This is a genomic window from Pseudooceanicola batsensis HTCC2597, assembly GCF_000152725.1.
GTDB lineage: Bacteria > Pseudomonadota > Alphaproteobacteria > Rhodobacterales > Rhodobacteraceae > Pseudooceanicola > Pseudooceanicola batsensis.
The window spans coordinates 1,704,793-1,720,221 of sequence record NZ_CH724131.1 but is presented as its reverse complement, the minus strand read 5'-3'; the positions used below and the strand labels follow the sequence as shown (position 1 = coordinate 1,720,221).

General features: G+C 67.5%; 19 protein-coding genes. 7 read left to right on the top strand and 12 right to left on the bottom strand.

What is annotated here, in order from left to right; all coding sequences use genetic code 11:
- The first annotated feature begins 73 nt into the window (after nt 1-73).
- On the top strand, nt 74-709 hold the full coding sequence (locus OB2597_RS12285) for a helix-turn-helix domain-containing protein (RefSeq protein ID WP_009805896.1): 636 nt from the start codon (nt 74-76) through the stop codon (nt 707-709).
- Between the two features lies 1 nt (nt 710).
- On the top strand, nt 711-2,135 hold the full coding sequence (locus tag OB2597_RS12280; protein WP_009805895.1) for an amidase: 1,425 nt from the start codon (nt 711-713) through the stop codon (nt 2,133-2,135).
- Nucleotides 2,136-2,191: 56 nt separating this feature from the next.
- On the opposite strand, the gene OB2597_RS22090 is transcribed toward OB2597_RS12280, so the two are convergent.
- The 6 genes from OB2597_RS22090 to OB2597_RS12255 form a co-directional block, all read right to left on the bottom strand.
- Complete coding sequence (locus OB2597_RS22090; RefSeq protein WP_009805894.1) at nt 2,192-2,350, bottom strand: hypothetical protein; 159 nt, start codon at nt 2,348-2,350, stop codon at nt 2,192-2,194.
- Nucleotides 2,347-3,024, bottom strand: coding sequence for a DUF4386 family protein (locus OB2597_RS12275; RefSeq protein WP_009805893.1), 678 nt, complete (start codon nt 3,022-3,024; stop codon nt 2,347-2,349). Before OB2597_RS12275 ends, OB2597_RS22090 begins: the two co-directional genes overlap by 4 nt.
- Entirely contained in the window at nt 3,021-3,887 is an 867-nt protein-coding gene (locus OB2597_RS12270) for an SDR family oxidoreductase (RefSeq protein WP_009805892.1), read from the bottom strand. The genes OB2597_RS12275 and OB2597_RS12270 overlap by 4 nt, the downstream gene beginning before the upstream one ends.
- Nucleotides 3,888-3,902: 15 nt before the next feature.
- Nucleotides 3,903-4,271, bottom strand: coding sequence for a hypothetical protein (locus OB2597_RS12265; protein WP_009805891.1), 369 nt, complete (start codon nt 4,269-4,271; stop codon nt 3,903-3,905).
- 196 nt (nt 4,272-4,467) lie between these two features.
- Nucleotides 4,468-4,833: a hypothetical protein gene (locus OB2597_RS12260; protein WP_009805890.1), complete on the bottom strand. Its 366-nt coding sequence runs from the start codon at nt 4,831-4,833 to the stop codon at nt 4,468-4,470.
- 99 nt (nt 4,834-4,932) lie between these two features.
- Nucleotides 4,933-5,943, bottom strand: a complete 1,011-nt coding sequence (locus tag OB2597_RS12255) for an AraC family transcriptional regulator (RefSeq protein ID WP_009805889.1) — start codon at nt 5,941-5,943, stop codon at nt 4,933-4,935.
- Nucleotides 5,944-6,043: 100 nt separating this feature from the next.
- Here OB2597_RS12255 and OB2597_RS20985 point away from each other — a divergent pair, with 100 nt between their 5' ends.
- Nucleotides 6,044-7,054, top strand: a complete 1,011-nt coding sequence (locus OB2597_RS20985; RefSeq protein WP_009805888.1) for an alpha/beta fold hydrolase — start codon at nt 6,044-6,046, stop codon at nt 7,052-7,054.
- Between the two features lie 56 nt (nt 7,055-7,110).
- Entirely contained in the window at nt 7,111-8,175 is a 1,065-nt protein-coding gene (locus OB2597_RS12245; protein ID WP_148234726.1) for a serine hydrolase domain-containing protein, read from the top strand.
- A gap of 169 nt (nt 8,176-8,344) precedes the next feature.
- Here OB2597_RS12245 and trpS read toward each other — a convergent pair whose 3' ends face one another.
- The 4 genes from trpS to OB2597_RS12225 form a co-directional block, all read right to left on the bottom strand.
- Nucleotides 8,345-9,346, bottom strand: a complete 1,002-nt coding sequence (gene trpS, locus OB2597_RS12240; protein WP_009805886.1) for a tryptophan--tRNA ligase — start codon at nt 9,344-9,346, stop codon at nt 8,345-8,347.
- A gap of 355 nt (nt 9,347-9,701) precedes the next feature.
- A complete protein-coding gene (locus OB2597_RS12235; RefSeq protein WP_009805884.1) occupies nt 9,702-10,487 on the bottom strand; it encodes an SDR family oxidoreductase in 786 nt (261 codons plus the stop codon).
- Between the two features lie 87 nt (nt 10,488-10,574).
- Entirely contained in the window at nt 10,575-10,928 is a 354-nt protein-coding gene (locus OB2597_RS12230; protein ID WP_009805883.1) for a VOC family protein, read from the bottom strand.
- A gap of 309 nt (nt 10,929-11,237) precedes the next feature.
- Nucleotides 11,238-11,561 (bottom strand): ArsR/SmtB family transcription factor, encoded by a 324-nt coding sequence (locus OB2597_RS12225; RefSeq protein WP_009805882.1) that lies wholly within the window; start codon nt 11,559-11,561, stop codon nt 11,238-11,240.
- A 122-nt stretch (nt 11,562-11,683) separates the two neighbouring features.
- Between OB2597_RS12225 and arsB the strand changes: the two genes are divergently transcribed.
- The 3 genes from arsB to arsH are packed head-to-tail and all read left to right on the top strand — an operon-like array spanning nt 11,684 to nt 13,866.
- Nucleotides 11,684-12,736, top strand: coding sequence for an ACR3 family arsenite efflux transporter (gene arsB / locus OB2597_RS12220; protein WP_040609304.1), 1,053 nt, complete (start codon nt 11,684-11,686; stop codon nt 12,734-12,736).
- 3 nt (nt 12,737-12,739) lie between these two features.
- Nucleotides 12,740-13,156 carry an arsenate reductase (glutaredoxin) gene (gene arsC / locus OB2597_RS12215; protein ID WP_009805880.1) on the top strand — a complete coding sequence of 139 codons (417 nt, stop codon included), beginning with the start codon at nt 12,740-12,742 and terminating at the stop codon, nt 13,154-13,156.
- Nucleotides 13,153-13,866 (top strand): arsenical resistance protein ArsH, encoded by a 714-nt coding sequence (arsH, locus tag OB2597_RS12210; protein ID WP_009805879.1) that lies wholly within the window; start codon nt 13,153-13,155, stop codon nt 13,864-13,866. Before arsC ends, arsH begins: the two co-directional genes overlap by 4 nt.
- 168 nt (nt 13,867-14,034) lie before the next feature.
- Here the strand turns inward: arsH and OB2597_RS12205 are convergent, their stop codons facing one another.
- Both OB2597_RS12205 and OB2597_RS12200 read right to left on the bottom strand, forming a co-directional pair.
- Entirely contained in the window at nt 14,035-14,691 is a 657-nt protein-coding gene (locus OB2597_RS12205) for a 5-formyltetrahydrofolate cyclo-ligase (protein ID WP_009805878.1), read from the bottom strand.
- Nucleotides 14,688-15,119: a PACE efflux transporter gene (locus OB2597_RS12200; protein WP_009805877.1), complete on the bottom strand. Its 432-nt coding sequence runs from the start codon at nt 15,117-15,119 to the stop codon at nt 14,688-14,690. Before OB2597_RS12200 ends, OB2597_RS12205 begins: the two co-directional genes overlap by 4 nt.
- Nucleotides 15,120-15,429 lie beyond the last annotated feature (310 nt).

Below are 15,429 nucleotides of genomic sequence, written 5' to 3'. Positions count from 1 at the left end.
CGTGCTCCTTGCCGGGATGGTCACTTTCGTATAGGCAATATGTCAAGGAATATGTTGCGGATGGGAAATTTCCATGCCTCAATCGACCGGGGACAAGACGACCGCCAAGGCCCTGACCGCTTTCGGGCAGAAGGTGCGCACCCTGCGGCGCGGCAAGGGGTTGACGCTTCAGCAGGTGGCCGACCGGGCGGGGATGGCGGGCTCGACGATTTCCAAGATCGAGAATTCGAACCTGTCGCCGACATTTGACGGGTTGCTCAAGCTCGCGCGGGGGTTGGACGTGGACCTGTCGACCCTGCTCGAGGGCGAGGGGGGGGCGACCGCGACCTCTCCGGCACCGTCGATCGGACGGCTCGATGTCACCCGGGCGGCGTCCCGGGGGGCGCATGACGCCGCGACCTACATCTACGAACCGCTCGCCATGGGCCTCAAGCAGAAGCTGATCGATGCCACCTATGTCGTGGTCAAGGCCCGCGACGTGGCCGAGTTCGACCAGCTCGTCTCGCATCCGGGGGAAGAGCTGATCTACGTGCTGTCCGGAGAGGTCGAGCTGCACTCGGACCTCTATGCGCCGATCCGGCTCGGGGCGGGGGACAGCGTCTATTACGACGCGGGAATGGGCCACGCGCTGATCTCGGTCGGCGACGAGGACGCGACGCTGCTGAACATCGTGGCCGGCGGGGCCGGTTTCACCGCATTGGAGGGCTGACATGCTGACACGTGAGGAATGGATCGACAGGGACATGGTGGCCCTGGCGGCGATGGTCGAAAGTGGCAAGGTCGCCCCGCGCGAGCTGTTGCAGACCGCGATTCGCGAGATCGAGGCGCAGAACCCCCGGGTGAACGCGGTGGTGGTGACGCAGTTCGAAGAGGCGCTGGACGCGCTCGAGGCGCGGGTGGCGCAGGGCGAGCGGCCGCGCTTTCTCGGGGTTCCGTACCTGATCAAGGACCTGCATGCGCCGGTAAAGGGGATGCCGCTGTCCAACGGGTCGGGACGATTCAAGGGAACGGTCTTCGATTTCGATTCCACGCTGGTGGGTCGGCTGCGGGCGGCGGGGTTCGGTTTTCTCGGGCGCAGCGCCTCGCCGGAGTTCGGCCTGACGCTCGAGACCGACAGCGCCGCCTGGGGCACGACGCGCAACCCGTGGGACCCCGAGCGCGGGGCAGGGGGATCGAGCGGCGGCGCGGGTGCGGCGGTCGCCAGCGGCATGATGCCCGCGGCGCACGCCACCGACAGCGCCGGGTCGATCCGCATCCCCGCCGCCTACAACGGGCTGGTGGGCCTTAAGCCCAGCCGCGCGCTGAACCCCTTCGGCCCGCATCGCGGCGATCCCAATCACGGCATCAGCCATGAACACGCGGTCACCGTCAGCGTGCGCGACAGCGCCGCCCTGCTCGATGTGACGGCCGGGCCGGACACCGGTGCGCCCTATTTCACGCCCAAGCCGGACGAGCCGTTCGAGAGCCTGATCGCCCGCGCGCCGGAGCGGCTGCGCATCGGGCTGGTGACGACCCGGTTCGACGGTCAGCCGGTCGATCCGGACTGCGCCGAGGCCGCGGCGATGACGGGGCGGCTGCTGTCCGATCTCGGACACGAGGTCGAGGAGGCGATGCCGGAATTCGACGTGAACGGCCTGACCGACGCCATGATCCGCGTGCTGCTGGCGTCGCTGGCGGGGCTGTTCCCCGGCGCCGGCGCGCTGGAGGAGGCCGACCTGGCCGGGCTGGAGCCGACGACGCGGACGGCGCTGCGTTATTCGCGCAGCGTGTCCCTGTCGGATCATTTCCAGCGGCTGATGGTGATGAACCGCGAAGTGCGCAGGCTGGCAAGCTATTTCGACCGCTACGATTTGATGATCACACCGGCGACGGCCACGCCGCCGCCGCCGCACAGGTCGCTGCCGATGACCTCGACCGATCTCGACGCCTTCCTGGAAAAGCTGTTCGATCTCAGCCCATTCTCGGCCCCCTTCAATGCCAGCGGGATGCCGGCGATCGTGCTTCCGATCCACCAGACGGCCGAGGGGCTACCGGTGGCGGCGCAGATCGTCGGGCCGCTGGCCGCGGATGCGCTCGTGCTGCGCGCGGCCCATCAGGTGGAGCAGGCGCGACCCTTCCGCCGCAGGCCCGCATAGGCGCCGGATTGCCGTTGCCGCGGCCGCACCGGGCGGTGGCCGCAGCAAAGGTCGGGTCAGCGCGGCGAGGCCGGGTTGGCGAACTCTTGTCGGTCGGGCCGCACGCGCTCCTCAGGCGCAACGGCCGCAACGGAGCGGTCGCCTGTGGAGGCGCCGGGCGCGGTCGGGGCGATCGGCGTGAGGCTGGCGCCGATCGGTTCGCCAAGGGGGGTCATGCGGTCATCTCCTTGGCGAAAGGTCTTCGACCCCGCAGGAGCACCAGACCCGCGGCCACGAACCAGGCGATTGCGCCAAGCCCGAACACGACGCCAGCGAGTTCTCCGACCGGCGGCAGGACGGTCGCGAGCCCGGCGAGGCCGCTGAGCGCACCGATCGCGGTCGAGACGCGGCCGAAGAGGCCACTTGCGCGTGCAGCGAGGCTGACGCCCAGGATCCATGCGCCGCCAGCGATTTCATTGCCGCCGCCAAGCCCCAGTTCGACCGCGTGGAGCGTCTGCCAGAGGGTCGCCGCAGCCGCCGGGTCGGCGGCAAGCGCGTGGGTCCTTTCGACGGCAACGTTGGCGATCATGCCGGCGCCGAGTACGAGGGCGGCCCAGATCAGGCCGATCGCCCCGGTGAGAGCGGCAGCGTCGGGACGCGACGGGGCGATCAGCCGGCGGAGCGTCACGACCAGAACGACCAGCGCCAGCGCGTTGACGACGTAGATGAGGATGTTCCAGCCGATCAGCACGCCCGGCCGCGCGGCGATGAAGGCCGCGACGGCCGCGGGGTCGCTTTCGCCCGTCCCGTATCCCAGTGGGGCGAGCACGGTGACGAGAAAGGAAAAGCCTACGATGTAGGTCGCTGCGCAGGTCAGGGCGGCGAGACCTCCGGCTTGGCGGAGAGTCATGTTCGTGATCCCTCGGGTGGGCGTGCCGCTTCACCGGCAAGAGCCGCGAAGTGATCGGTGAGGCGCCGCGTGCCGAACCGCGGCGCGACCATGTTCAGCCCGAGCGCGGTCAGGAAGAAGCGCGCCGGGCCGCTGATCCGCCGGGGCAGGATCGGCAGAACGGCGAGGACGGCACGGCGCAGAGCGTCCGGCAGGTGCGTCACGCGCGGCGCGGTTCCGAGGGCGGCAAAGGCGGCGCGGGCGATCTCGTCCTGCGTCATCACATCGGGTCCGCCGATCTCGGCCCAGCTTTGACCCGCGTCGGTCGCGTCGGCGATGGCCTCTGCAAGGTCGGCGCCATGGATCGGGTTCAGGCGCTGCGTCCCGTCACCGAACAGCCAGACGCGGCCCTTGCGCGCCATTGCGAGCATGTCGCCCATGTCGGAGAAATAGCCCGTGGGCGCGATCACCGTCGCGGGCATGTCGGAGGCATGGAGCTTGTCCACGAAGGCGGACTTGGCATCGACGAGCGGCACGCCCGCCATGGCGTCGGCATTCAGGACATGCACATAGGCGAAGCGCCGGACACCCGCCGTTTCGGCCTCGCGCAGGAGGTTCAGGTTGGCCTGGAAGTCGACCTCCAGGTAGCCGAGCCCGTCGGCCTGTCGCGTGATTCCGAGCGATGAGACGACGAGGTCCATGCCGTCCATGATCCCGCGAAGCGTTTCGGGCCGGGTGACTTCGGCCTCGACCAGCACGTCGGCCAGACCCTCGGCCCGCCGGGCGTCGCGGACCAGGGCGGTGACGTGATGCCCCCGCCGCGCGTATTCGGCGCAAAGAAAGCGCCCGAGGTAGCCGGTCGCGCCGGCAACGAGAACGTTCATGGATCGTCTCCGTGTTCAGGAAAGACCGACGCCAAGCGCGGCGGCGGCCATGAGGAAAAGGACTGGCGTCCAGAGCAGGCGTTCCGGGCGCGAGGGGCTCGCGGCGTTAGCGGCGAGTGACAGTATCGTCAGCGCCAGGGCGGGCCAGAACAGGGGCGCAAGTGGCAGGGCGCCGAGGCCGGCCCGGGCAAGCACGGCCCCGGCCATGACGCACAGCAGCGCGGCCTGAACCAGCGCCAGCCCCCGCCAGGCCGGCGGCAGTCGGCCGGGAAAGCGGCCGCCGACCGTCAGCCGGCCGAGCGGCGCGCCGGCGGCGTTGGCCAGGTGCATCAGCACGGGCAACGCGGCCAGCCCGGCATAGGCGAAGGCGAGGGTCTGGGTCATGGGCCGGACACTTTGCATCGCAGCAGGCGCTTCGGAAGGGACCGTCGGTGACCGTGCGCCCTCTCCGCCGGATCGAGGTCGCCGCGGAGACGCCGGGGCGGACCGCCACACCGCCGGGAAGGCTGGTGCGATTCCCCGGTCAGCACGTGGTGCAGGCTGGTCATGCGGCTGTGATCGACGTGCATCACGCTCTCCCTCAGTTGACGACCGCATGGCCGCGGCCGCGCAGGCAGTTCAGGACGACGGTTTCCCGCGTGTCACTCGCCTCAGACACGCCCGCTGCGGCGCCGGCCAGCGCGCCGACGACGGCCCCGCCGAGCGCGTCGCCTTCGTCGGCGACCCCGCCCAGCACACCGCCGATCCCGGCACCGATGGCGGTTGCGGCCATCGTCTCGCGGTCGAGCTGCGACTGTCTGCGCGCGAGGCTGCGGCAAGCGGTGAGGTCACTCTGGAACTGCGCGTTAGGGGGGCCGTCCAGGATCGGGTTCACATCCGTGCCCATGTCGGCGCAGGCCCCCAGCAGGGCGATCAGGCCGAGGTGGGCGATCAGCTTCGATTTCATTCCGTGGCTCCTTCGACCGTCGGACTTGTCGAGAGAGGACCTATACCTCCGCGCCGGGTGGCGGCATGACCGCAGGGGCCAGCGTATTGACCCCGGGTATCAATTGCCGAGCCAGGCGGTCGGGCTGACGCCCGTCCAGCGCCTGAACGCCCTCACGAAAGCCGAGGCCTCGGAGAAGCCCAGAAGGTAGGCCGTCTCTCCGACCGAGACCTTGCGTGCGTTCAGGTAGTCCATCGCCATTCGCCGCCGAAGGTCGTCATGGACCTGCGCGAACGAAACGCCTTCGTCCTTCAGGCGCCGGTAGAGCGTCTGTCTGCTCATGCCGAGATCGCGGGCGATACGGTCCATCGACAGCGTGCCTTCGTGCAGGTCGGCAAGTATATGCGCCTCCACGGCCGAACGCACGGTGTCGTTGGTCGCGAGGTCCTCCATCAGGCTGTCGGCGTGGCGCGTGAAGACGCCGAAGACGTAGTCCTTGCCGCCGTCAAACGTCTCGTCGAGCCAGACGGGATTGATCCGGAGCGCGTTGCGCGTGGTCCGGAAACTGACCGGTACGCCGAAGAGTTCCGGGTAGCGATTGGCATGCGGCGGCGGCGCGTAGGTCACCTCCAACGCCTGCTCGAACGGGTGTTCGGGGGCGGAACGGCGAAATTCGGAAATGAATCGCGCGAAACTCGCCTCCGTCGCCATCCAGGTGCCGTCACTGGGGCGGTGGTCGACCAGCCAGACCGCCTCGCCCTCGCGGACCAGTTCGAACCGGTCCCTCCCGCCGGGGATCGGCACATCGGCCATGAGCCGGGCATAGCGGTTCAGCTGGACCAGGCTGTGCGGGAAGGAAGCGGAGGCATGAACGATCTGGCCGACGATCGACATCGTCTCCAGTTGGCTCTCCAGCACATGACGAAGAAGCAACGAGGTGTCGCCCGTCGCCTTTATCCCGGCGGCGATGAGCGCCTCGTAGGAGGCGACCGGGATGCGCCTGTCCTGATCCGTCAGGTCATCCTCGGTCAGCGCGCAGGCCGCCAGCAGGCCGTCGCGGGGCGCCCCTTCGACCACCGCGTAGGCAAGGAACGCGGCCGCGAAACCGGCGGCCATGGTCTGATCGGGCATGCGGCAGTCTCCCCGGGTCAATATCTTGGTGCGCCCGGTCATGCCCTCGCCGAACCGGCGCCGGCAGATTGTCGCAAGACATTACGTCAGGACAACCCCTATGCTGCACCGCATGTTCGCTTTGATCGCCACTCTTCTCTGTCTCTTCGCCCTCGCTTTCGCCTGGCTTCTCTGGGCCACGCGGGTACCGCCGCAGGTGCCGGTGACGGTGACGGGCGATGCGGTCCTGTCCCGGCTCCACGGGGAGGGCGTCCTGCTGCATGGCCGCGTCACCGGAGCGGAGGACGCGCCGCTCGTCGTCGTTCTGCATGGCGGGCCGGGGGGCGATCATCGCTCGCTGCTGGCGCTGGAGGGGCTGAGCGACACCCGCCGCGTTCTGTTCTACGACCAGCGCGGTGCGGGCCTGTCGGAGCGGGTGGCGGAGGACCGGCTGCGCGTGGCGGATCACCTGGCCGATCTCGATACGCTGATCGCGGCGCACGGCGGGGGTTCGGTCGTGCTGATCGGCCATTCCTGGGGCGCGATGCTGGCGACAGCCTACCTCGGCCACCGGCCCGATGCGATCTCCCGTGCCGTTCTGATCGAGCCGGGATTTCTCGACGCGGAAGGTCTTGCCGCGTTCGAGACGCGCCGCGCCGCGCTGTCCCGCAGCCCGCGCGTGATCTGGGCCGGTCTGCTGGCCGGGTTTCGCGCCCGGGCTGTCACCGGGGATGCGGAGGCTGCGCGGGACAGCATCGTCCAGACCGTCGTGCATGCCTTCGCCAACCATCCGGCGAACCCCTACCATTGCCCGGGGCAGGCCTACGACGCCCCCGCATGGCGCTTTGGCAGCCACGCGAGCGACAGCTTCTGGCGCGATCCGACCCCTGCGCTCGACGCCATGACACTCGGTCTTTCCTACGCCGGTCCCGTCCTGATCTTGGCCGGCGGATGCAACGACTGGACCGGCGCGCCGCTTCAGGCCCGCCACGCGGCGATGTTCCCCGACGCGCGGATGGAGGTGATCGAGAGCGCGGGCCACGACACCGTCTGGGACCAGCCCGAGGCCACGCTCGCCGTGATCAAGTCCTTTCTCGCCGCGCCGCCCGGGCCGGGGGCAGGGGACCGGTGAGAGGGGCCCGCGCCGTGCCGCACCCGCCATTCCCCCGCGAAGCCGCGCGAGGTCCCGTGACCATTGATGCGAAAGACGCCCGGCTGCGGGCCATGATGCAGACCTACGCCAGCCCCCGGCACAGGGTCGTCGGGGCCGCCATCCGGGGCGCTGACCACCGGTTCCTGGTCGCGGGCGCCCCGCCTCCCGCGACCGCCGTGGCAGAGACGATCTTCGAGATCGGGTCGATCACCAAGGTGTTCGCGGCCGTCCTGCTGTGCCTTCTGGTCGAGGAGGACAAGGTCGATCCCCGCGCGCCGCTCCGGCACATGGCGGACGAGCTTGCGCACGTGCCGGACTGGATCACGCCGGAGCGCCTGGTGACCCACACCAGCGGCCTGCCCGATTTCTACATGCCCATCTGGAAGGCGATGCTGCGCGCCTGGCCGGACGGACCCTACGCGGGGTTCTCCCGCTCCGACCTGCTGGTCTGGCTGGACGGGTGGCGCGGTCGCGCGCCCGGGCTGCACCCGCGCCACGCCTATTCGAACCTCGGGCTCGGCCTGCTGGGGGAGGCGATGGCGATGCGGGAGGGCGTGCCCTTCGTCGACCTGTTGGCCGAAAGGGTCACGGGACCGCTGGGGCTGACGGACACGAGGCATCATCTGGACGAGGAGCGGCAGAGACGTTTCGCGCAGCCGCGGTATCCCGGCGGACGGCCCGCACCGGCCTGGACGTTCGACGCCCTTGCAGCGGCGGGATGCCTGCGGTCTTCGGCACAAGATCTCGCGCGCTTCGCCACAAGCGTGATGCGCGCGCTGGACGCGCCGCAGACCGCGCTGGATCGCGCGATCCGCCGGTCGGCGATACCCGTCCTCGGCCTGGGCCGCGGCGGCAGTATGGAGACAGCGGCGCAATGCGCGGGCTGGCTGTCCATGGCCCCCGATGCGGACGGGCCCCGGTTCCTGTTTCACAATGGCGGCACGGCGGGGTCGAGCTGCGCCCTCTACATCTGTCCAGACCGGGCCGAGGCTTGCGTGATCCTCTCCAACAACGGCATTGCCGGGAACCTCTGGGGCAGCATCCGGCTGGGCCGATCCGACCAGGTCCGGCAAGCGCAGGGCTTTTTCGGTGAGGCATGATCCCGGGCTGCAGGACAAGCAAACAGCCCTTCTTTCGCGGAGCACGGGTCACGAATGCTGCGGTCGCAGCCGGCCTTTCAGGCTTTGGCCACAACCGCATCATCCTGATCATTGAGCTCGGCACCGCAGACGGAAGGGGCCTTAACCCGGTTTGCCCGCCCCTGGTCGCCTACAACTGGAACAGTCCCAAGGCATTGACGACATCCCGCCGTGTCGCCTCGGTGCGCTCTCGCGCCCGTTCCGTGCCATCTCTGATCACGTCAAGAACGTATCCGCGGTCCTCGGAGAGCTGTGCCCTACGCGCGCGAATCGGGGCGAGAAGCTCCTGAAGGATGGCCTCCAGGCGCGCCTTGATCTTGCTATCGCCAAGCCCGCCGCGTTGATACCGAGCCTTGAGTTCGGCAAGCCCGCCCGGGTGGGGATCGAAGGCGTCGAGATAGGTGAAGACGACGTTGCCCTCGATGCGGCCCGGGTCCTCGACACGCAGGTGGTTCGGATCGGTGAACATCGCCCTGACGGCGTTCCGGATCGTTTCCGGCGACGCTGACAGCGCAATGGCGTTGCCACCGGATTTCGACATCTTGGCCTTGCCGTCGATCCCGGGCAGCCGACCCGTCCTGGGGATGATCGCCCGCGCCTCGGGCAGCACGGCGCGATCTGTCATCGCATTGATGCGCCGCACGATCTCGTTCGTCTGCTCGATCAACGGGGCCTGATCCTCGCCGACCGGAACGACAGTCGCCCTGAAGGCCGTGATGTCCGCCGCCTGCGCCGCCGGATAGCAGAGGAATCCTGCGGGAATATCGCGCCCGAACCCTCGCGCGCGGATTTCATCCTTGATAGTCGGGTTCCGCTCGAGCCGCGCGACCGTGACAAAGTTCAGGTAGAGCATCGAGAGTTCGGCCAGCGCCGGAAGATGCGATTGCAGGCAGATGGTCGTGCGACCGGGATCAATGCCCACGGCCAGGTAGTCGAGCGCGACCTCGATCACGCTGCGCCGCACTTTCTCAGGATCATGCGCGTTGTCGGTCAGAGCCTGGGTATCCGCCAGCAGAAGGAATTGGTCGTGGCTGTCCTGATACCGCAGCCGGTTCGCAAGCGAGCCCGCATAGTGCCCGATGTGAAGCGGCCCCGTGGTGCGATCGCCTGTCAGAATGGTTGGTCTATTCATTTGCGTCTTCTCATGAAACGAGAGGCAGCGCATCGGGAAGCTTGGAAAACAAAAGGCCGCCCATGCGGCGGCCTCGGAATACCTTTGGTCATCCGGCCACCCTGTCAGGAGGCCAGCCACCAGGTCATTGCGATGGTCGTAATGTTTTCCATGGCCACATGGCTATCGTCCATGTGTCCGTTCGTCAATCCAGAGGCAGAAAGGGCGCGACGCCGACCTCGGACGCGGTGCGGCACATGCGCGGTTCGGGCGCCATGCCATGCCGGGACGGTCCTGATTTCACGGTGAAATCCATAGCCGCGGCCCGGCTTTCCCGGATCGGCCTGTTCGCGACATACCCGAGGTCGGCAGCATGTCACTCCCTCTTCGGCGCCGCCGCCGATCCGGCCAGCAAACCGCCGTCGATATTGAGTTCGGCGCCGCTCATGTAGGCCGCCTCGTCCGAGGCCAGCATGACGGCGAGGGCGGCGACCTCGTCTGGATCACCGAACCGGCGCAGCGGGGTGTCCGCGACAAAGGCCGCCATGCGCGCTTCGCGGTCCGGGCCGGTGCCCAGCATCGGCTCCCACATGGGCGTCAGGACGGCGGCGGGGTGGATCGAGTTGCAGCGGATGTTGAGGCCCTGTTCGGCGCAATAGAGCGCGACCGACTTCGTGTGGTTCCGCACGGCGGCCTTGGACGAAGCATAGGCCGCCGCGGCCGGTATGCCCACAAGGCCCGAGCGGGACGAGATGTTGATGATCGATCCCGCGCCGCGGGGCCGCATCGCGCGGATCCCGTAGCGGCATTCCAGGAAGGTCCCGTCGAGATTGACCGCATGGACCGCGCGCCAGTCCTCCAGGCTGGCGGTCTCGGGGTCGTGGGGGCGCGAATTCGCTTCGAAGCCGGTGACGCCGGCGTTGTTCACCAGCACGTCGCATTCCGGCCAGGCCTCGGCCAGCGCCGCCCAGTCCGGTTCCGAGGCCACGTCGAGGCGCATCGCCTCTCCGCCGATCTCGCGGGCGATATCGGCGGCGCCGCCTTTGTCCTTGTCGGTCACGAGGACGGTTGCGCCCTCGCGGGCGAAGGCCCGCGCGATGGCGGCACCGATGCCGCGCGCGGCACCGGTGACGATACAGATCTTGGTATTCAGCCGAGGCATGGGGTTCCTATCGGTTCACGTCGTCTTCGTCCCAAGAACACAATCCGCGAATGGGGGCCGGACCCGTTCGACCAGGAGTGGGGATACTCAGTCGGACAGGCACAGCTTGTTGCCGTCGAGGTCTCTCACGTAGGCCGAGAATTTCGGTCCGCGCTGACCGGGGGCACCTTCGCAGGTGCCACCAAGCTCCAGCGCCAGACGGTGCATCCTTTCGACATCGTCTCTGCCAACGCAAAAGCCCACCATCGTGCCGTTCCCGTTGGTCGCCGGCTTTTCGTCGAAGGGTATCGCAACCGCGAAGGCAAAATTCTCTCCAAGCCAATAGGTCATGCGGTCCGAGGGCGACATGCTCTGTAGACCCGCGCCTTCGAAAAATGCGTCGTAAAAGGCGCGGGATGCACGCATGTCGTTCGTTCCGACGACGAAGTAGTTCATATTCATGATAATATCTCCGATAGAATTGGCGGTTCCGGGGCCGGCCTTCGTGCGAGCCTATCACACCACGACGACATTGCCGGGTTTGTAGGCGGTCTCGACATGGGCGTGCACCCGATCAGGTCGGCGAGCGGATAAATCCGGTCCCTGATCCACGCGGCGGCTCCGGTCGGTCGCCGCGCGCCTTTCAGGGATGGACCTTCATTATCTCCTGACTTCGGCGCGCGCCACCCCGAGTTTTCGCCCGGATCGCGCGCGGGAACGCTCAGGTGGCAGCGCAATGAACCAAACACCGACAGGTGATCCGCTCCCCGCTCATGCCGGGGGTGGGGCGAGCCCGGCGCAGGCGGCCTCGTCACCGCCACAGCAATCCTCGAGCAAGAAGCGCACCAGCCCGTTCACCGTTTGGAGCCGGGGCGCATACAGCACCTCGCGGTGCTGCCGCTCGGCCTGAACCAAGCCGGCCCGTTTCAAGGTCGCGAGATGACCGGACAAGGTCGACGGCTTCAGGTCGAGGAGCCGGCCGACCTCCATCGCTGGCGTGCCCGCCGGCCCGCGCTGCACCAGGAGGCGGAAAATCTGCAAGCGTGTGTCGTGGGCAAGGGCGCCAAATGCGTCGATGGCATAGCTTTGGTCCATATTTCGTGATTACGCGAAATGAGGAGTGTTGACAAGGCGCGAGTCTTCGGCCTACCCAAGCGTCACTTCGCGAATACGCGAAATGACGAATTTATGACGCAGCACTGTTTCGGAGACCCTTCATGTCAGATACCTCAGCCCCGCCGACGATGGGCCGCTTCGAACGCCTGTTGAGCCTCTGGGTCGCGCTTGCCATGGTGGTCGGCATCGCCATCGGCAGCCTGGTGCCGGGTGCTGTCGATGCCATCGCCGCCGCCGAAGTCGCCTCGATCAACCTCGTGGTCGCGGTGCTGATCTGGGCGATGGTCTACCCGATGATGGTCGGCGTCGATTTCGGCGCCGTCGCCGGCGTCGCACGGCAGCCCAAGGGCCTGCTGGTCACGCTCGTTGTGAACTGGCTGATCAAGCCCTTCACCATGGCGTTGCTCGCGGTGCTGTTCTTCGAGCACATCTTCGCGCCGTGGATCGCGCCCGAGGACGCCGCGCAGTATATCGCGGGGCTGATCCTGCTCGGCGCGGCGCCCTGTACGGCGATGGTCTTCGTCTGGAGCCAGCTCACGCGGGGCGACGCCACCTATACGCTGGTGCAGGTCTCGGTCAACGACCTCATCATGGTGGTGGCCTTCGCGCCGATCGTGGCGTTGCTGCTCGGGGTGACCGAGATCGCCGTGCCATGGGAGACGCTGGTCCTGGCCACCGTGCTCTACGTCGTCCTGCCATTGCTTGCGGGGCTGCTCACCCGCCGCGCACTGGGGACGGAGGCGGCCGTCTCCGCCTTCACCGCCCGCATCAAGCCGGTCTCGATGATCGGTCTCGTCGCAACGGTGGCAATCCTTTTCGGCCTCCAGGGCGAGACGATCCTCTCGCGACCTGGAATTATCGCCCTGATCGCCGTGCCGATCCTGATCCAGAGCTACGGCATCTTCGCGCTCGCCTACGGTGCGGCCTGGCTTCTCAGGGTGCCCCATCGCATCGCCGCGCCCTGCGCGATGATCGGCACCTCGAACTTCTTCGAACTTGCGGTGGCCGTCGCCATCAGCCTGTTCGGACTGAACTCCGGCGCTGCGCTCGCCACGGTGGTGGGGGTGCTGGTCGAAGTGCCGGTCATGCTGTCCCTGGTCGCCTTCGCCAACCGGACCCGGGCGCGCTTTCCCGGCGCCGAGCACGGAGCCTGAGCGATGATCGTCATCCATCACAATCCTGACTGCGGAACCTCGCGCAACGTGCTGGCCTTCCTGCGGGCAAGCGGGGTCGAACCGGTGGTCATCGAGTATCTGAAGGAAGGCTGGACCCGGCCGCAGCTCCTGGCACTCTTCGCAGCCGCAGGCCTCACCCCGCGCGCAGCTCTGCGAGAGACGAAATCCCCGGCCCGAGAGCTCGGTCTTCTGGAAGAGGACGTTTCCGAGGACGCGCTCATCGACGCGATGCTCGCCCATCCCGTTCTTGTGAACCGCCCGATTGTCTGCACGGCAAAGGGCACCCGCCTCTGCCGTCCATCAGAGGCCGTGTTCGACCTGCTCGGTCAGCTGCCGCCCGGGCCGCTGTTCAAGGAGGACGGACAGATGGTGATTGATGAAAACGGAGCCCGCCCATGACCAGCCCCGCGCAACTCTCGGAAGACGCTTTTGCGCCGATCGATCCCGAGGCGCTGTTTCCTGCCGACATAAGCACCCACGCGCCGCGCATCTTGATCCTTTACGGTTCACTGCGCGCCCGCAGCTTCTCGCGGTTCGCCGCTGAAGAGGCCGGGCGTATCCTGACCCGCTTCGGGGCCGAGGTGGTGATCTTCGACCCTCACGGTCTGCCCGCTCCCGATGCCGAACCGGAAGATCATCCCAAGGTCGCCGAGTTGCGCGATCTGGTGAACTGGTGCGAGGGCATGGTTTGGTCATCTCCGGAACGTCATGGCGCCATGACCGGGCTCATGAAAAGTCAGATCGACTGGATTCCGCTGTCGCTGGGGGGCGTTCGGCCGACGCAGGGCAAGACGCTGGCGGTGATGCAGGTCTGTGGTGGTTCGCAATCATTCAACACGGTCAATCAACTGCGGATCCTCGGCCGCTGGATGCGGCTTCTGACGATCTCCAACCAATCCTCCGTCGCCAAGGCCTGGGACGAGTTCGACGAGGACGGGCGGATGAAACCCTCTCCCTATTACAACCGCATCGTCGATGTGATGGAGGAACTTGTGAAGTTCACTCTGCTGACACGTGACATCAAGGATGCTCTCGTCGACCGCTATTCCGAGCGGGTCGAAAGCCACAAGGCGCTGTCGAAGCGGGTGAATCAGGCAAAGGCGGTCTGAGCGACCATGCTGGCGGCCTTCTGTGTCGGCAAACAGTCTGCCGGCGGGGGGCGCGACTCGAGCAGGCGCGTCGCATAGGGCACGAGAGGCGCTTTATTCCGTGGTCGCGGCATTGGCGCTGTGTTGCCACTGGTGTTTTCCGCGATCCGAACGGGGCGCGCGCCGGGGTCATCGCTTCTTGTGCGTCCCGTCCGACAAGAGCAGCTCGCTCATCGGCACGTCCCAGGGCATCGGGTAGATGGAGGGCAGATGGCAGCCGGAGAACCCGACACCGATGACGCGCGGACGCGGCGCGAGCTGTGCCAGCGTGCGGTCATAGTATCCGCCGCCATTGCCGAGGCGGTAGAGCTCATCGTCGACGCCGACGAGCGGCGCGATGACAAGGTCGGGCGCATGCCTTTCCCCGTCGGCCGGCACCAGGATGTTCCAGAAGCCGCGGGTCATGCGACATCCCGGCCTCCAGGTATGAAACTCGAGCGGTTCGTTTTCCTCGACGACGACCGGCAGCAGAACCCGGGCGCCGGCCGCATCCGCGCGCTCCATCCAGGGACGCAGGTCCGGCTCGCCCCGGATCGGCCAATAGGCGGCAACGTTCATGCCTGCCTCGAGGGTGACGATCCGGTCAAGTCCTTCGATCAGTGCCGCCGTCGCCCTGTCGCGCTCCTCGGATGAGAGGGCGCGCGCCGCGACGAGCCGCGCCCGCTCGGCACGCCTGAACCGCGACACATCCCGCGCCGTCTCCGCATCGACCGGTTGCCCGTCGACAAGAAGGTGAGCGAAGCAGGGGGCGCTGCTTCCGCCGGTTTCGCCCTCGTCCTCCGTCATGCGGATACTCGCCCGGCTTGGCGCGGCGGGAACAGGGTATCGTAACCCCAGGTGAAGACGAAGGCGTAGACCATGTAGAAGGCGGCGAACGAGACCTCCATCAACAGCGCAGCAACCAGAGAGACATCGAGCCACCACGCGAAGAGCGGCAGGAGCAGCATCAGGAGCGTGGCCTCGAAAAGCATCGCATGGACGACGCGCAGCGGCAGCGTCTTGCGCACATCCCCTCGTAGCCGATGAAGCGCGTGATCGAACCCGAGGTTGAAGAGGTAGTTCCAGGCCGTCGCAGCCGTGGCGCCCAGCACGACCAGCACGCCCATGTCGCCCATCGGGTGGTCAAAGGCCCAGGCGAAGAGCGGCGTGACGATCAGGATGCCGATGAGCTCGAAGCTGATGGCCTGGCGAATACGGTCTGCGGTGCTGCGCATGGGTTGGCTCCGATTGTAGCTCGGGCCGTCCCGCGAGCTGACCGTCTGGCCGGGCGAGGTCGTCCTCGCTTGCCCTGATGATGTGTTCCGGATGCCGGTTTTTCAAGCGGCTCCTACGCCGCAGGACGCTTCGTCGCCCCATGAAGGGGGAGCCGCATGATGTCGGAGCGGGTTCATGCTCGGCGCGGCGAAGTCCCGGGCAGAGCCCAGACCGACCGAAGCGTCGGCGTTTTAGGTCGCAAGCGCGGCACAGCGTTGCTCGTCGAGGACGGCCCTAAGCCGACGCCTTTTCCAGTCGCAGCGAATGGCA

What these genes read in the sequence shown, in the direction of transcription:
- trpS (WP_009805886.1), bottom strand. Translation starts at nt 9,346, where the DNA reads ATGAATAGACCAACCATTCTGACAGGCGATCGCACCACGGGGCCGCTT.
- OB2597_RS12265 (WP_009805891.1), bottom strand. Translation starts at nt 4,271, where the DNA reads ATGACCCAGACCCTCGCCTTCGCCTATGCCGGGCTGGCCGCGTTGCCC.
- OB2597_RS12200 (WP_009805877.1), bottom strand. Translation starts at nt 15,119, where the DNA reads ATGCGCAGCACCGCAGACCGTATTCGCCAGGCCATCAGCTTCGAGCTC.
- arsC (WP_009805880.1), top strand. Translation starts at nt 12,740, where the DNA reads ATGATCGTCATCCATCACAATCCTGACTGCGGAACCTCGCGCAACGTG.
- OB2597_RS12260 (WP_009805890.1), bottom strand. Translation starts at nt 4,833, where the DNA reads ATGAAATCGAAGCTGATCGCCCACCTCGGCCTGATCGCCCTGCTGGGG.
- OB2597_RS20985 (WP_009805888.1), top strand. Translation starts at nt 6,044, where the DNA reads ATGCTGCACCGCATGTTCGCTTTGATCGCCACTCTTCTCTGTCTCTTC.
- OB2597_RS12285 (WP_009805896.1), top strand. Translation starts at nt 74, where the DNA reads ATGCCTCAATCGACCGGGGACAAGACGACCGCCAAGGCCCTGACCGCT.
- OB2597_RS12255 (WP_009805889.1), bottom strand. Translation starts at nt 5,943, where the DNA reads ATGCCCGATCAGACCATGGCCGCCGGTTTCGCGGCCGCGTTCCTTGCC.
- OB2597_RS12235 (WP_009805884.1), bottom strand. Translation starts at nt 10,487, where the DNA reads ATGCCTCGGCTGAATACCAAGATCTGTATCGTCACCGGTGCCGCGCGC.
- OB2597_RS12205 (WP_009805878.1), bottom strand. Translation starts at nt 14,691, where the DNA reads ATGACGGAGGACGAGGGCGAAACCGGCGGAAGCAGCGCCCCCTGCTTC.
- arsB (WP_040609304.1), top strand. Translation starts at nt 11,684, where the DNA reads ATGTCAGATACCTCAGCCCCGCCGACGATGGGCCGCTTCGAACGCCTG.
- OB2597_RS12280 (WP_009805895.1), top strand. Translation starts at nt 711, where the DNA reads ATGCTGACACGTGAGGAATGGATCGACAGGGACATGGTGGCCCTGGCG.
- OB2597_RS12230 (WP_009805883.1), bottom strand. Translation starts at nt 10,928, where the DNA reads ATGAATATGAACTACTTCGTCGTCGGAACGAACGACATGCGTGCATCC.
- arsH (WP_009805879.1), top strand. Translation starts at nt 13,153, where the DNA reads ATGACCAGCCCCGCGCAACTCTCGGAAGACGCTTTTGCGCCGATCGAT.
- OB2597_RS12270 (WP_009805892.1), bottom strand. Translation starts at nt 3,887, where the DNA reads ATGAACGTTCTCGTTGCCGGCGCGACCGGCTACCTCGGGCGCTTTCTT.
- OB2597_RS12275 (WP_009805893.1), bottom strand. Translation starts at nt 3,024, where the DNA reads ATGACTCTCCGCCAAGCCGGAGGTCTCGCCGCCCTGACCTGCGCAGCG.
- OB2597_RS12225 (WP_009805882.1), bottom strand. Translation starts at nt 11,561, where the DNA reads ATGGACCAAAGCTATGCCATCGACGCATTTGGCGCCCTTGCCCACGAC.
- OB2597_RS22090 (WP_009805894.1), bottom strand. Translation starts at nt 2,350, where the DNA reads ATGACCCCCCTTGGCGAACCGATCGGCGCCAGCCTCACGCCGATCGCC.